We start from the raw sequence: 14,251 nt of genomic DNA, 5'->3' as shown, positions 1-14,251 counted from the left end.
GCTTGTCGAGATCACCCCAACCAACGAAAGGTCCACATCATGTGCGGAATCGTCGGGTTGCACCTGCGCAACCCCGATCTCTATCCCCGCCTCGGGGAACTCCTCTCCGGAATGCTCGGCGAGATGCAAGACCGCGGTGCTGATTCGGCGGGCATCGCCGTCTACGGCAACCCGGAGTGGGCGCCCGCCGGACACGGCTGCGTCTGCCTCCTCGACGCCGACGTCGAACCTGCCGACGCCGCAGCCCTTCTCACCTCGACGCTCGGTACACCCGTTGCCGCGCAGAAGGTCGACGACACGCTGGTCGTATCGGCGGACCTCGACTCGGCAACCGTCCTCGACGCTGCCCGCTCCGCCTTTCCGACGGCGCTCGTCGCAGGCTTCGGCTCCGACCTGACCGTGCTCAAAGGTGTTGGTGCACCACGAGATCTAGCGCAGAAGTGGAACCTTGCATCGGCGTCGGGCTGGCAGGGCGTCGGACATACTCGCATGGCGACGGAATCGGCTGTGACTCCGTCGGGTGCACACCCCTTCGCCGTCGGTCCGGAGCAGTGCCTGGTGCACAACGGTTCGTTCTCCAACCATGCGACGATCCGCCGCGAATTGCGCTCTCAGGGCGTCGAATTCGACAGTGAGAACGACACCGAGGTCGGTGCGCGCTTCGTCGCCCATCAGCTCGCGCAGGGCAAGGACGTCGAAACGGCACTGAAAGAGGTGTGTGCCACCTTCGATGGCTTCTACACACTCCTCGTCTCCAACCGCGACTCCTTCGCGGTTGTCCGTGACGCCATCGCCTGCAAGCCCGCGGTCATCGCCGAGACACCCGACTGGGTCGCGATGGCGAGCGAATATCGCGCTCTTGCACACCTTCCCGGAGTCGACGAGGCTCGCATCTGGGAGCCCGAGCCCGAGGTGGTCTACGCATGGACACGCTGACAGCAACCCCAACCACATCCTCGCCCACGGAGAATCCGATGACCGATCTGTACTTCGACCTCGACACCACACCACTGCGTGAGATCAATTCGGCTCTGCACGGCGACATCTCGGGCGAGGTGATGATCGACAACCCGCACGGCGCACATAGCGTCGCGGCAGGCGTGAACGCCCCGGTCAAGATCACCGTCAACGGACACGTCGGCTACTACGCGGCGGGTATGAATCAGCAGGCCGAGATCATCATCAACGGCAACGCCGGAACCGGTGTCGCCGAGAACATGATGAGCGGAACCGTCGTCGTCAAGGGCAACGCGTCCCAGTCGGCCGGCGCGACCGCCCACGGCGGACTGCTCGTCGTCGAGGGCGACGCCGCGGCCCGCTGCGGCATCTCGATGAAGGGTGTCGACATCGTGGTCGGCGGCAACGTCGGCCACAGCAGCGCATTCATGGCGCAGGCCGGGCGCCTGGTCATCCGCGGCGACGCCGGACACGGCCTCGGCGACTCGATCTACGAAACCCGCTTGTACGTGCGGGGTTCCGTCGCATCCCTCGGCGCCGACTGCGTGGCCAAGCCGATGCGCAGCGAGCACCTCGAAGAACTCGCCGGACTCCTCAAGGCCGCCGGCTTCAAGGACGACGACCTGTCCGCGTACACCCGCTACGGCTCCGCCCGCGAGCTCTACCACTTCCACGTCGACAACTCGTCCGCCTACTGACGCCGGCCACCCGGCGGTCGAGCGCTCAACCCTCGCTGGTCGAGCCACAACCGCTGGTCGAGCTTGTCGAGACCACCCCACCCGCCGGCCGAGCCCTACTCTCGCTGGTCGAGCTTGTCGAGACCACCCACCTCGCCGGCCGAGCCCCGCCCGCCGGTCGAGCCCACCCGCTGGTCGAGCCACACCCGCTGGTCGAGCCCGTCGAGACCACTACCCACAACGGAGAATCCCATGTCCAACCTCAGCAACGCGCAGCGCGGTCTGCGCGAGTCGGCGACCTTCGATCGCTCAACCATCGCCGAGATCCAACGCGCCGCGGAGACAGGCGTTTACGACATCCGCGGGTGGGGCGCCAAGCGCAAACTGCCGCACTTCGACGACCTCCTGTTCCTCGGTGCCTCCATGTCGCGCTACCCCTTGGAGGGCTACCGCGAGCGCTGCGGCACCGACGTCACGCTCGGCACCCGCAACGCGAAGTACCCGCTGCACCTCGACACCCCTGTCACCATCGCGGGCATGAGCTTCGGCGCGTTGTCGGCAGGCGCGAAGGAGGCGCTTGGCCGTGGAGCGTCGGAGGTCGGGACGTCGACCACCACAGGCGACGGCGGCATGACCCCCGAGGAGCGCGGACAGTCCAAGAACCTTGTCTACCAGTACCTTCCGTCGCGCTACGGGATGAACCCCGACGACCTGCGCAAGGCCGACGCGATCGAGGTCGTCCTCGGACAGGGCGCAAAGCCGGGCGGCGGCGGAATGCTGTTGGGCCAGAAGATCACTGAGCGTGTGGCGGGTATGCGCACCCTGCCCGTCGGTATCGATCAGCGAAGCGCCTCGCGGCACCCCGACTGGACAGGTCCGGACGACCTCGCGATCAAGATCAACGAACTGCGCGAGATCACCGACTGGGAGAAGCCGATCTACGTCAAGGTCGGCGCCACCCGCACCTACTACGACGTCAAGCTCGCGGTGCATTCCGGCGCCGACGTCGTCGTGGTCGACGGCATGCAGGGCGGAACGGCCGCCACCCAGGAAGTCTTCATCGAGCACGTCGGCATTCCGACACTCGCCGCGATTCCCCAAGCGGTGCAGGCACTTCAAGAGCTCGGAGTGCACCGGGAGGTCCAGCTCATCGTCTCCGGCGGCATCCGCAACGGCGCCGACGTCGCGAAGGCCATGGCACTCGGAGCCGACGCCGTGGCGATCGGTACCGCCGCACTGATTGCCTTGGGCGACAACGATCCTCGATACCAGGACGAGTACGCGGCACTGGGATCGGCCGCGGGCTTCTACGACGACTTCCAGAACGGCAAGGATCCGGCCGGTATCACCACCCAGGACCCGGAGCTGTCTGCGCGCTTCGACCCGATCGCCGGTGGACGCCGACTCGCCAACTTCCTGCGCGTGACCACGATGGAGGCGCAGACCATCGCCCGCGCCTGCGGCAAGGCACACCTGCATCACCTGGAACCCGAAGACCTGGTGGCGATCTCGATCGAGGCCGCGGCCATGGCGCGCGTTCCGCTCGCGGGTACCAACTGGATCCCCGGGACGGGAGCGGGTCTGTGAGTACCGAAACCGCATCCATCGTCATCATCGGCGGTGGCCTCGAGGGCGTCGCGACGGCGTGGGCGCTGGCGCAGCGCGGCATCACAGATGTCGTTGTGTGCGAGCGCGATACCGTCGGAGGAGGAATGACGGGCAAGTCGTCGGGCATCGTCCGTTGCCACTACGGTGTCAGTTCGCTCGCGGCCATGGCTGCCATCGGCCTCGAGGTGTTCGAAAAGGCCGAGGAGATCTTCGGCACCGACATCGGCTTCCGCCAGACCGGCTACGTCGTCGGAGTCGGGGAGCCCAACGTCGAGAATCTTCGGAAAAGCCTTGCAGCCCAGCGCGAGGTCGGAGTGCAGACCGAGGAGATGGACATCTCCGACGTGGCAAAGCTCTGGCCAGCAGCCGATCTCGAACCGTTCGCCGCGTTCGGCTGGGAAGAACGAGGCGGCTACGGTGACGCGTATCAGACTGCGCAGGCGTTCGCGGCGTCGGCGCGAGCTGCCGGTGTCCGAATCAAACAGGGCACCACGGTTTCCGGTCTGCTGACCGACGGAGAGCGCGTCAGCGGAGTCGAACTCACCGACCACTCGACCATCTCCGCCGACACGGTCGTCGTCGCGACAGGCGTCTGGACCAAGCCCTTCCTCGACAGGTACGGCATCGACGTCCCGATCACGGTGCACCGCGAGCAGATCGTGATGATCCATCCGGGCATGGAACTCGGTGAGGTGCCGGTGTTCTCGGACTTGGTGTCGCTGCAGTACGTGCGCCCGGACGTCCGCGGTGAGATCCTGTTCGGCAACTCAGATCTCGCCGAGCTAGAGGTCGCCAACCCCGACGGTTACCTCAATCGCGCCGACGAGGCATTCCTCGACCTCACCGTCGACAAGGTCGGCACCCGATTCCCGGCCTTCACCGACGCGAGCATCACCAGCAGCTACGCGGGCTGCTACGACGTCACGCCCGACTGGAACCCGGTGATCTCCACCGGTCCGCTCGACGGACTCGTCATCGCCGCCGGATTCAGCGGTCACGGTTTCAAGATCTCGCCGGCCGTCGGGCGTCTCGTCGCCGACCTCGTCGTTGACGGTCGCAGCAACGATCCGCGCATCCCGGAATCCGACTTCCGGCTGTCCCGCTTCGACGACGGTGACCTGCTCAAGACCAGATTCCCGTACGTCGGCGCGGGCGAGATGCGGTAGCGGATGTGTGCTCTGTACGGCGGAACACCGACGTCCGCCGGACCTCGCCGTCTACCCGGAGTGAAGTCCGTCTACCGATATGCTGGCGAGGTGACCGACGACGCTCTGATCCGTAACCAGTCGGGGACCGCGCGCGAACGTCCCGTCGATCAACCCGTCGAAGAACTTGAACTCGAATCGGCGATTGCGCACAACGTCCGACGTCTCCGCAGGCAGGAGGGGCTGTCGGTCGGCGACATGGCCGCCAAGGTCGGCATCTCCAAGGCGATGCTCTCCAAGATCGAGAACGCGCAGACCTCGTGCAGCCTGAGCACTTTGGCGGCGCTTGCGACCGCATTCGACGTCTCGGTGACCTCACTCTTCCGCGGCGCCCACCTCGAACGGTCCGCCGTGTTCGTCAAGGCGGGGGAGGGCTCGCAGATCGTGCGCGAGGGATCGCGCGAGGGCCACGAATACGAGATGCTCGGCTCGCTTCGCGGCGAGCACAAGCGCCTCGAATGCCTCCTGGTGACGCTCACCGAGAAGTCGGTGACGCAGCCGCTGTTCCAGCACCCGGGCACCGAGTTCATCTTCATGCTCGACGGAACAATGGACTACGCGCACTCACGCTCGGTTTACCGACTCAGCCCCGGCGATTCGCTGCAACTCGACGGCGAGGGCGCGCACGGGCCGGTCGAACTGGTCGAGCTCCCGATCCGGTTCCTCTCGGTCATCGCGTTCCCGGACTCGGCCATCTGACCACCCCCGCCGGTCGAGCCACCCACCCGCCGGCGGAGCCTTACTCGCTGGTCGAGCCAACCCCCGCTGGTCGAGCCAACCCCCGCTGGTCGAGCCCTACTCGCTGGTCGAGCTTGTCGAGACCACCGCAGGTGATTTCGACTCGGCTGCTCGCTGCGCTCGCGGCCGGCTCAATCAGCGGAAGAGGGCCCGCTCGCCGGTCGAGCCACCCACCCGCCGGCCGAGCCAACCCCCGCTGGTCGAGCTTGTCGAGACCACCTCAGCTCGAGTAGACCCGGATCCAGTCGAGCGTCATGTACGACGGGTTCGGCGTCGTGAGGTCGGGGTCGCCGGGCCAGTTCCCGCCGACGGCGAGCGTCAGCAGGAGGTACGTCGGCTTGTTGAACACCCACTTCTTGTCGGCGCTCAACTGCGACGCCCGGTAGCTGCCCACCGTCCGCCCGTCGAGCGCGACGGTGATCGCATCCTTCGACTTCGTGACGGAGTACGTGTGGAAGTCGGTCGACAGATCGGCGATCGCACCGGAGTTGCCGAGTTGCCATGTCCCGCCTGACGTCGTCGGACCGTGCAGGTGATTCGTGTATGCCGTTGTCACAGAGGGAGTTTCGATGACGTCGATCTCACCGCTCTCGGGCCAACCCGCCGAGTAGATGTCGGTGCCCATCAGCCAGAACGCCGGCAGTAGACCCTTGCCCGCGGGAAGTTTGATCCTGGCCGACGCCGTCCCGTAGGTGAATGCCACCTTGCCCAGGGTGTTGAGGCGCGCCGACGTGATCGACGTCCCGTTGGAGCGTGCCGCGATCACCAAACGACCGTTGCCGTCGAGGTAGGAGTTCTGCCGCGAGTTGGTATAGGTCTGCCACTCGTTGTTGCCCCAGCCACCGCCGCCGGTTTCGAAGTTCCAGTTCGACGTCGACGGTGAGCTGCCTGCCGCGCCGTTGAACTCGTCTGACCACACCAAAGTGGCCGCACGAGCCGGCGCGACATGCGAGAACCCAAGGGCCGTCAACGATGCGACAAGTGTGAGTGCGATCGGACCGGTCAGGCGGCGCAGCCTTGATGTGACGCGGCGTCGTATCGAGTGGGGGAGGGTCGGCCGGGGTGGGCGTCGATTCATCGGGACGTTCTCCTCGTCGGTGCTATCCCCCGGTGATGACAATTCGGACACTATCGAACGATCGCCTCGTCTGCCAGCCGAACAGCGAATCCGTGTAGCAATCTGTGATGCCGCGCCTATCAACGGCATTCAGCGTCCCAGCCACCTCCCAGCCTCCAAGTGACTCAGCGATCTCCCAGCCGACGTCGAGTGCCTCGCAAGTCTCGGTTGGCATTGTCGGTGATGTCAGAGAGAGCGCTCACCGACGAGCGGTCCGCCGAAGTGAAAGAGGTAGTCATGCCCATCCCGAACAACAACCAGCAGCAGCGCCAGAACCCCGCTCCGGCACAGCGTCGTCGCCGGGTGCGTCGCTTCGACTCGCGCACCCGTCGCTGGAACTGGGTGTGGGTCAACTGATCGGCGCTGTTCCATCCCTTCGCGAGACCCCGCCTGGCCAAGGCGGGGTCTCGTCGCGTGAAAACCAGTTGCACCGCGTCGTCGACCAGTGCCAAGCTGACACGCTTGCCGCAGAAGGAGGACACCACGCCCGCAACAACATCTACGCTCGACGCGCTCGCGAGGGAGCACCCCCATGTACGACGCGCCGTCACCGTGATCGCGCAGTTGTTCAACGATGCGCTCCCCGCAGACCCTGTGTCCATCGACACCTTCCTGACAACACATCTCTGTGCTGACCGGAACGAACTCTTCGTGCAGGTCATGTCCATCAACCCGGCCAGTAGAATCGCCGCAGGTCTCGTTCTCGGCGACCTGATCGAAAGGCATTCGCCCGCAATCGGTCCGGACGAAGACGACGCACCTCCGCGGTGGGCAGAACGCAGCGTCGGCGACGACGAGTTCTCGGTACCCGCCGACATCTCGCTGGCCTTCACCCCCGATAACCCCTTCGGCAGTAAACCGTTGGTGATTTCGTCGTTGCTCAGCGATGCCAACTCGAGAGCCACTATCTCGCTGTATGCGCCGAATGAACTCCGGGGCATGGTGTCTCGTGCCGTGGTCGAGCTGCGTCGTCGTATCGATGCACGTAACCCGCTGCGCGGCAGAGTGTTATCGGTATCGGTGGACTACAACGAGATCTCGCTGTCGGCTGCCCCTGCGCCGTCGACAACCCGCGCCGACGTGGCCATCCCCGACAGCGTCTGGCGCGAGGTGGATCTGAGTATCTCCGCTGTCACGTCTCGGCACGAAATCCTGACCGCGGCGGGGATGTCGACGAGTCGTGGTCTGCTGCTCGCCGGACCTCCCGGCGTCGGTAAAACGGCGATCGCTCGGACGATCGCCGCAGAATTGCTCGGCGATTTCACCGTTGTCCTCGTCGAATCCGCCGCAGTCATGGCAAAGCTCGGGTCCGTCTACGCCATGGCCGATGTCCTCGGACCGCTCGTCGTGATCCTCGACGACGTCGACCTCTACGTCCGACGCCGGGGCGACGGCGACGACTCCGCACTCGGTGCGCTGCTGTCGGCACTCGACGGCGCGACGGCCCATGACCGCGTCCTGACGATCGCGACGACGAACGATCCGCGCGCGCTCGACGGCGCCGCCACGCGTGCAGCCCGTTTCGACTCGGTGATCGAGCTCAATCCGCCCGATGATGCTGCGGCAGAAGCGATTCTGTCCGGTGTGCTCGCGAGAATCGGCGCTCGCGACGTCGATGTCGCACGGGTCGTCGCAGCACTGCCTCGCGATCGCAGTGGCGCTGATGTGAGCGAGCTGGTACGTCGCGCGATCCTCGTCGACGGAGCCGCACTCACGACCGCGACGCTGTTGTCGGTCATCGGTTCACGCGCGCACGAGGCCGCACTGCCGACGGGCACCTACCTGTAGCGAGCCGCTGTCGGCTACCGCTGACCGTCGACGGTCAGCGGGCTCCGGCGGGGTGCGCTCTCGACCGTCGGGAGCTGCGTCGACACGCCGCGCAGCGCCAGCACGATGGTCCCCGTCACCGACACGTGCGCGGGTAGCTCCGCGTTGAGTGTGCGGCGATGCCCCGACGTGTCGACCACCGTGATGTCGACGAGGTGTGCACCGGCGAGTTCGTTGCCCGGGAAGGCGACGTCGTCGATGGCGGTGGTGAGCGGTAGCGCGGCGTCGACGTGGAGCACGGCGCGTTCTGCGGTGAGTTGCGCACTGCTGATTCGAGTGACGAGCGCGGGAAACCACACTGCCTCGGGGCACAGCGCCTGACTGACGGGCTCGCCCGACTCATCGAGGAAGAACGCGACCTTGCGCCGCAACGACTCCTCCCGCAGCGACATGTCGTTGACGAGGATGTCGCACCCCGAGCATCGAATGGGCAAGCGCCACTTCGTCGAATCGAACGATCTGGCCACGGTGACCCCTTTCAGAGAGGGCAGTATGTCGAACAGTGTCACCACTTCGGTCTACGCCCGACGCCTGGCCGACGACAGCATCCGGGGCGCTAAGACTTCATCAACGGCGCTAAGAGTTCGTCAACGTGATGAACGCCGCTGTCCGTCGTTCGTCTGCACCCTTCGTGAAGGACGCTGCGCGTGGGCATCGGCGAGTACTCTGACCTGCATGTCACGGGCCCCGGTCAAGCGTCGAACCTCGTCCCGGGCACGGATCCTCGAGTCCGTGGGCACCATCCTCGAGTCGGGTGTGCGCTACGCGGACGTCCCGGTCGAACGCATTCTGACGACTGCCAACGTGTCCCGATCGACCTTCTACCAATGGTTCGACGACAAGGGCGATCTGATCGAGAACGCCGCCGAACCCTTCTTCACCGCGTTCTGGGAAGTGTCGGACCAGTGGTGGATGCGCACCGAGCCGATGGGCCCCGACGACCTCGCTGACACCATCAGCCGCATGTTCCAGCTGGGGCGTGAGCACGGCCCGATTTGGCGCGCCTTCCTCGAAACGGTCGACGTCGACGCCCGGCTACGGACCGAGTTCGGCGGCTTCCTCGAGCTGTACATGGCAAAGATGGCCGAACGCCTGCGACAGGATCAGGTCGACGGTCTCGCCCCTGCCGACCTCGATCCGGACCAGACCGCACGATTCATCACCGTCACCACGCGGGGCAGCCTCCTCGACCTCACGAACGCCCCGGAGAAATTCGACGCCGAGTTCGCCGCATCACTCGCCCGCGCCTACTGGTTGACGATGTATGGGCCAGACTCTCCGGCTGTTGACGACGCGCAGACTGAAAGCAGTTCGACGTAGGTCGGTTCAGAAATAGCCGTTCGCCGGAAGCGCGGTGCCGTTGACCGCAAGATCGCCCAGTGCGATCGCCTTGTACGACGTCGGGTTGTGCAGTGTGATCGTCCTGATGTTGCGCCAGTGTCGATCCAGATTGCGTGCGCGACTGGCCGACGACGCTCCGCCAACATCGAATAGTGCTGTGGCAGCGGGCAATGCGACGGAGTCGACGTGCACCTTCACGCGCGCGGCGGCGACGGAGGCCCGCTCGAACAGCGAGGGATCGATCACGCCCTGCCGCGCGCACTCGAATGCCGCTTCGACGTCGCGCGCTGCGGCGAGAACAGCGGCGCGTGCGACGTGTGCAGTGGCGTCGATCTCGCCGATTGTCTTGAGTAGCACGGGATCGTGACGTGGTTCGTCGGCCGGTGCGTGGTCGAAGGTGCGTGTGCGACCACGCACAAGCTCGATCGCATCGTCGTTCACCGACAACAGGATTCCGGTGATGAGCGCCTGTAGGAAGAGCTGAAGCAGGGGAGCGTCGTTGGCGATTCGCGGAGCATCCGCTGCCGCGAGGTCGACGATCCCGAGGATGTCGTCGGCGTTGATCACCACATCGGTGAACTGCGTCGAACCGGTCCCCGTGCGGTGCTGGCCGATTCCGTCCCAGTCGTCGATCACCGAGACACCCGCGCGGTCGACGGGAATGATGAGGCGGGCGAGTCGTTCTCCGCCCTGTGCATCGTTGACCGTCGCTTGGACGGCGATGAAATCGGCGAAAGCCGTTCCGGTCGAATAGAATTTCTCGCCGGAGAGTAGCCAGCCGGTATCGGTGGGGAGGATGGTCGTGGCGAATCTGCGAGCGCCGGCCGTACCGGCTCGCTCGCTTGTGGCGTTGCCGAAGATGGCACCGTCGGCAATCAGGGCACTCCATCGGTCACGGACTGGCCCGTCGGGAAGACGTTTCACCTGTTCGACGAACCAGTAGTGCGCGCGCAGGATGTGCGCGGCGATCGGGTCGGCCCGCGCGAGATCGATGATGAACTCAACGAGTTCGACGACATCGGCTCCGCCACCTCCGTGTTCGGAGTCGAGTGTGAGAGCGGTGAGTCCTGCGTCACGCAGTAGCTCGATCTGAACACGCGGATCCTGGCCCGCCCGTTCACGTTCGGCCGATCCGGCTGCGATCTCGGCGAGCACCGAAGCACGATCGGCGACGACTCTCGTTGCCGCAGTCATGCCGACACCTCTTCACGGTTCGTGGTGAATGCGCCGCGGTAGCCCGCAGCGGGGTGCGTATCCGGTAGCCGGTCGCGACCGGTCAACTTCGCACGCACGGTGCCCGGTGCGTAATCACGTTGTGCCAGACCACGATCGCACAGAACCGGCAGGACATGCTCCGCGAATTCGACGTAGCTCCCCGGGATGGTCGCATTGATGACGTTCACGCCGCCGACGCCTGCGTCTCGCCACAACTCGAGGCGGTCGGCGATCTGTTCGGGAGTTCCCACGACTCGTCCTGAGCGGCTGCGCAACTCAGCGAGGTCGCGGACCGTCGGCTCCCGATCGGATACCGCCTCGCGCAGCCATAGCAGGGTGCTCTGGGTGCCCTGGGTCTCGATGTCCCCGATGGGCGTATCCAGATCGTAGTGGCCGAGGTCGATGCCGAGTCCGCCGGCGGAGTGCGCGATGATCGTGCTGGGGTCGATGAGGTCGTCGAGCTCGCGTGCCTTCCGCGCGGCTTCCTCTTCGGTGGAGCCGATCACGAACGAAAGCCCTTGGAAGAACGTGAGATCCTGCGGATCACGCCCGGCTCCAGAACCAGCCGTCGAGTGTCGTCGATAAGTCCCTTCGCCGCAGCGGGATTCGGCGAGACGATGAACTGCGCCTCGGCGTTGCGGGCGGCGAAGCGTCGTCCTGCGGGTGACGAACCTGCTTGAAAGAGAACAGGTGTGCGCTGCGGAGATGGCGCGACGAGATGCGGTCCCTCGACGCGGTACCGCTCGCCGACGTGATGGATCTTGTGCACCTTGTCGAAGTCGGCGTGCAGACCGGATTCCTTGTCCTGGACGAGCGCGTCGTCGTCCCACGAGCCCTCCCACAGCTTGTAGACGACGTCGACGTACTCCTGCGCCCAGGCGTAACGGTCGTCGTGGCGCGTGATACCGTCGTAGCCGAAGTTGCGCCACGCGTTGCTCGACAGGCTGGTGACGATGTTCCACGCGATCCGGCCGCGCGATGCGTGGTCGAGTGTCGAGATCTTGCGCGCGAAGTCGAACGGGTGCTCCTGCAGGATCGAACTGGTCACGGCGATACCGAGATTCTCGGTGTGCGAGGCCAATGCCGAAGCGAGGACCAGCGGATCGTTGCTCGGAATCTGCAGTCCCGAGTCGACGAACTTCTTCCAGTCGCCCTGGTAGTCGTCGTAGAGGCCGACGACATCGGCGAAGAAGATGATGTCGAACTTGGCCTGCTCCAACGTCTTCGCGAGCGAGATCCAATGATCGAGGTCGTTGAAGTTCGTCTGCTGCGCCTCCGGTGCGCGCCAGGCTCCGTGCAGGATGTGCGACGTCGTGTTCATCACGAACGCGGCGAATCTCAGTGGTACGGGTTGGGCCATGCGCGTGACGTTACGACCGCGCCCGACGTGATGACTACTTGGAATCAGGGTGATGACAAGGGGCGACCAGAGGTGGCTGCAGGAGATCTTCGCTCCTCCGGGTGGCCTCGGCGAGTAGCCGGCAGTCTCCTAGGTAGTTCGGCGCCGATAACTCGCGTATCCGATTGCGGATACGACTCGGCGGCCGAACCGCGACACTAGGTGTCGGCGGGTGCACACCGTCCGTCTGGCAGAACTGTCTAGGAGGACGCGTGTCCGAGATTCGACAGCAACGAACAAGCCGACGGACCCTTCGTGTCGCACTGATAGCGGCTCTCGTCGCCGTCGCGGGTGCCGCGGTCATCGCGCTGGTGGCGCCGGGTTCGATTGTTCCGGGTGCAGGCAAGGGGTCGTCCCACAACTACGCCTGTACGACGGCGGGAGGCCGCAACATGGTGGCCGTTCAGTCTGGAACCGCGGATCATCCCAAATACACGTGCCGACCAAAAGTCTCTACGAAGTGGTGAACGACGCGTCGAACGAGTACTGCGCAATGGCGCGGAGCTGCTCGTCGCTCAGGTCGAGCTCGCGCCGCGCCTCGACGAACGCGTCACCGACGTACCCGCCGAAATAGGCCGGATCGTCGGAGTTGATGGTGACGACCAGCCCGGCGTCGAGTAGGTCGAGCAACGGATGATCGGAGAGCTTTTCGACGCCGCGCAACCGCACATTCGACAGCGGGCACGTGGTTAGCGGGATTCGGTCGGTGGCCAGGCGCCTGAGCAGTGCGGGGTCTTCGAGGGCGCGGACGCCGTGATCGACGCGCTCGATCCCCAACACGTCGAGGGCCTCCCAGATGTACTTAGCCGGACCCTCTTCTCCTGCGTGCGCCACGACGTGCAGGCCCGCCTCACGCGCACGGTCGAAGACAGGCGCGAATTGTCCTGGCGGAAAGCCGACTTCGGCCGAATCGAGCCCGACCCCGATGAGGCTGCCGAAGAACGGCTCCAACGCGTCAAGCGTGTCGAGAGCCTCCGACACCGGCCGGTCGCGTAGGAAGCACGCGATGAGATCGGCATGCACACGTGTCTCCGCCGACGCCGTATTAAGTCCACGACGCAGCCCGCGTACGACGACACCGAGGTCGACGCCGCGCGACGTGTGCGCCTGCGGGTCGAAGAAGATCTCCGCGTGCGTGACACCCTGTGCCGCCGCCTTGCGCAGGTAGGCGGCGGCGAGATCGGCGAAGTCGTCCTCGGTGCGCAGCACGGCCATGCACGCGTAGTAGAGGTCGAGGAAGTGGGAAAGGTCGGCGAAGGCGTGCGCGGCGCGCAGCTGGTCGACGGACGCGTAGGGGAGTGCGACGTTGTTGCGTGCTGCCAGCTCGAAGACCATCTCCGGTTCGAGGGTGCCCTCGATGTGGATGTGTAGTTCGGCTTTGGGCAGTGTCAGCAGCTCGGCGTCGTTCATAAGATCCATCCTGCCGGGCGCGTCACTGTGGGGCGCGCACAGCCTGGAAGATCGCCTTCCGTCGACGGGTGAAACCCACGTTCTCGTAGAGCCGGATGGCCGAGACATTATCGGCCGACGCATGAAGGAAGGGCAGGTCACCGCGCTCGCGAATCACGTCCACGACCGCGAGGACCACCGCCCTGGCCAATCCCTCTCCACGGAACGCCGGGTCGGTGCAGACCGCGCTGACCTCACTCCACCCAGGCGGATGCATGCGTTCGCCTGCCATCGCGATCAGCTTGCCGTCGCGTCGGATACCCAGGTAGGTACCGAGATCGATGGTGTGGCGTCGGAACGGCCCCGGCCGCGTCCTTTCCACGAGATCGAGCATGTCGTCGACGTCGGAGTCGTCGAGTTCGACCACCCGCGGGTCGGTATACCCCTCGACGGCGTCGCCGATCAGCTGAACGCCGGTTATCCGCATCGAGCTCGTCCAGCCCTCCGGCGGCTCGACGGTCACGGTGGCGAGCGTGATGGAGCCGTCAGGACCGACCAGCTCTGCCGCATCCTCCCAGTCGGAGATCGTCGGATCATCCGGCAGGGCGCACCAGGGCGCGACGTCGGCGGGATAGCGCAGCGCGTCGCCGTGTGTCTGTGCGAATCGCGAATGCGGCCCGAGGAGGGCGGAACGGGCGGGGTTGTCGAGGACTGTCTCATCGCGAACCGGGCCGTCGGGGGGAAGAACACTCGCCATTCACTCGACGATATGCGCCCA

At 65.5% G+C, this 14,251-nt stretch carries 13 protein-coding genes and 1 pseudogene; 7 read left to right on the top strand and 7 right to left on the bottom strand.

The genetic code is table 11. The features are described from left to right. The first annotated feature begins 39 nt into the window (after positions 1-39). Both B3T59_RS17485 and B3T59_RS17480 read left to right on the top strand, forming a co-directional pair. Entirely contained in the window at positions 40-936 is an 897-nt protein-coding gene (locus B3T59_RS17485) for a glutamine amidotransferase (protein ID WP_005205390.1), read from the top strand. Continuing rightward, positions 924-1,655 carry a protein glxC gene (locus tag B3T59_RS17480; protein WP_005205392.1) on the top strand — a complete coding sequence of 244 codons (732 nt, stop codon included), beginning with the start codon at positions 924-926 and terminating at the stop codon, positions 1,653-1,655. Before B3T59_RS17485 ends, B3T59_RS17480 begins: the two co-directional genes overlap by 13 nt. A 95-nt stretch (positions 1,656-1,750) precedes the next feature. Here the strand turns inward: B3T59_RS17480 and B3T59_RS17475 are convergent, their stop codons facing one another. Continuing rightward, the gene (locus B3T59_RS17475; protein ID WP_156527431.1) at positions 1,751-1,888 is read right to left on the bottom strand and encodes a hypothetical protein; all 138 of its coding nucleotides are present in this window, start codon (positions 1,886-1,888) and stop codon (positions 1,751-1,753) included. Between B3T59_RS17475 and B3T59_RS17470 the strand changes: the two genes are divergently transcribed. From B3T59_RS17470 to B3T59_RS17460, 3 genes are read left to right on the top strand one after another with little or no spacing between them, the layout of a single operon-like run. After that, positions 1,887-3,221: an FMN-binding glutamate synthase family protein gene (locus tag B3T59_RS17470; RefSeq protein ID WP_005205394.1), complete on the top strand. Its 1,335-nt coding sequence runs from the start codon at positions 1,887-1,889 to the stop codon at positions 3,219-3,221. The two genes, B3T59_RS17475 and B3T59_RS17470, sit on opposite strands and share 2 nt — an antisense overlap. Further along, positions 3,218-4,408: an NAD(P)/FAD-dependent oxidoreductase gene (locus B3T59_RS17465; protein WP_005205395.1), complete on the top strand. Its 1,191-nt coding sequence runs from the start codon at positions 3,218-3,220 to the stop codon at positions 4,406-4,408. Before B3T59_RS17470 ends, B3T59_RS17465 begins: the two co-directional genes overlap by 4 nt. A 3-nt stretch (positions 4,409-4,411) precedes the next feature. Continuing rightward, a complete protein-coding gene (locus B3T59_RS17460; protein WP_376782612.1) occupies positions 4,412-5,146 on the top strand; it encodes a helix-turn-helix domain-containing protein in 735 nt (244 codons plus the stop codon). Positions 5,147-5,405: 259 nt separating this feature from the next. Here the strand turns inward: B3T59_RS17460 and B3T59_RS17455 are convergent, their stop codons facing one another. Then, positions 5,406-6,263 (bottom strand): glycoside hydrolase family 16 protein, encoded by an 858-nt coding sequence (locus tag B3T59_RS17455; RefSeq protein WP_005205398.1) that lies wholly within the window; start codon positions 6,261-6,263, stop codon positions 5,406-5,408. A 453-nt stretch (positions 6,264-6,716) separates the two neighbouring features. On the opposite strand from B3T59_RS17455, the gene B3T59_RS17450 reads away from it, so the two are divergent. Beyond that, positions 6,717-8,090 carry an ATP-binding protein gene (locus B3T59_RS17450; RefSeq protein ID WP_287004490.1) on the top strand — a complete coding sequence of 458 codons (1,374 nt, stop codon included), beginning with the start codon at positions 6,717-6,719 and terminating at the stop codon, positions 8,088-8,090. Positions 8,091-8,104: 14 nt separating this feature from the next. On the opposite strand, the gene B3T59_RS17445 is transcribed toward B3T59_RS17450, so the two are convergent. Next, positions 8,105-8,641 (bottom strand): hypothetical protein, encoded by a 537-nt coding sequence (locus B3T59_RS17445; protein ID WP_197494621.1) that lies wholly within the window; start codon positions 8,639-8,641, stop codon positions 8,105-8,107. Positions 8,642-8,804: 163 nt separating this feature from the next. Here B3T59_RS17445 and B3T59_RS17440 point away from each other — a divergent pair, with 163 nt between their 5' ends. Beyond that, entirely contained in the window at positions 8,805-9,449 is a 645-nt protein-coding gene (locus B3T59_RS17440) for a TetR/AcrR family transcriptional regulator (RefSeq protein ID WP_287004489.1), read from the top strand. Positions 9,450-9,455: 6 nt separating this feature from the next. Here the strand turns inward: B3T59_RS17440 and B3T59_RS17435 are convergent, their stop codons facing one another. From B3T59_RS17435 to B3T59_RS17420, 4 genes and pseudogenes are all read right to left on the bottom strand, one after another. Then, positions 9,456-10,664, bottom strand: a complete 1,209-nt coding sequence (locus B3T59_RS17435) for an acyl-CoA dehydrogenase family protein (RefSeq protein ID WP_287004488.1) — start codon at positions 10,662-10,664, stop codon at positions 9,456-9,458. Next, a pseudogene (locus B3T59_RS17430) lies at positions 10,661-12,045 on the bottom strand (LLM class flavin-dependent oxidoreductase). The gene B3T59_RS17435 and the pseudogene B3T59_RS17430 overlap by 4 nt, the downstream one beginning before the upstream one ends. 492 nt (positions 12,046-12,537) lie before the next feature. Further along, on the bottom strand, positions 12,538-13,494 hold the full coding sequence (locus B3T59_RS17425) for an adenosine deaminase (RefSeq protein ID WP_287004486.1): 957 nt from the start codon (positions 13,492-13,494) through the stop codon (positions 12,538-12,540). A gap of 22 nt (positions 13,495-13,516) precedes the next feature. After that, entirely contained in the window at positions 13,517-14,230 is a 714-nt protein-coding gene (locus B3T59_RS17420) for a GNAT family N-acetyltransferase (protein ID WP_064861817.1), read from the bottom strand. Between the last annotated feature and the right edge of the window lie 21 nt (positions 14,231-14,251).

It is taken from the genome of Gordonia sp. UBA7860 (assembly GCF_002500165.1).
In the GTDB taxonomy this organism is placed as follows: Bacteria; Actinomycetota; Actinomycetes; order Mycobacteriales; family Mycobacteriaceae; genus Gordonia; species Gordonia sputi.
Note: the sequence above shows the minus strand (reverse complement) of the source record. Positions and strands in the feature narration are given on the sequence as shown.

Bases quoted from the DNA above. Each gene is read 5' to 3' on its own strand.
- B3T59_RS17485 (WP_005205390.1), top strand. From the start codon at position 40: ATGTGCGGAATCGTCGGGTTGCACCTGCGCAACCCCGATCTCTATCCC.
- B3T59_RS17480 (WP_005205392.1), top strand. From the start codon at position 924: ATGGACACGCTGACAGCAACCCCAACCACATCCTCGCCCACGGAGAAT.
- B3T59_RS17470 (WP_005205394.1), top strand. From the start codon at position 1,887: ATGTCCAACCTCAGCAACGCGCAGCGCGGTCTGCGCGAGTCGGCGACC.
- B3T59_RS17475 (WP_156527431.1), bottom strand. From the start codon at position 1,888: ATGGGATTCTCCGTTGTGGGTAGTGGTCTCGACGGGCTCGACCAGCGG.
- B3T59_RS17460 (WP_376782612.1), top strand. From the start codon at position 4,412: ATGTGTGCTCTGTACGGCGGAACACCGACGTCCGCCGGACCTCGCCGT.
- B3T59_RS17455 (WP_005205398.1), bottom strand. From the start codon at position 6,263: ATGAATCGACGCCCACCCCGGCCGACCCTCCCCCACTCGATACGACGC.
- B3T59_RS17440 (WP_287004489.1), top strand. From the start codon at position 8,805: ATGTCACGGGCCCCGGTCAAGCGTCGAACCTCGTCCCGGGCACGGATC.
- B3T59_RS17435 (WP_287004488.1), bottom strand. From the start codon at position 10,664: ATGACTGCGGCAACGAGAGTCGTCGCCGATCGTGCTTCGGTGCTCGCC.
- B3T59_RS17425 (WP_287004486.1), bottom strand. From the start codon at position 13,494: ATGAACGACGCCGAGCTGCTGACACTGCCCAAAGCCGAACTACACATC.
- B3T59_RS17420 (WP_064861817.1), bottom strand. From the start codon at position 14,230: ATGGCGAGTGTTCTTCCCCCCGACGGCCCGGTTCGCGATGAGACAGTC.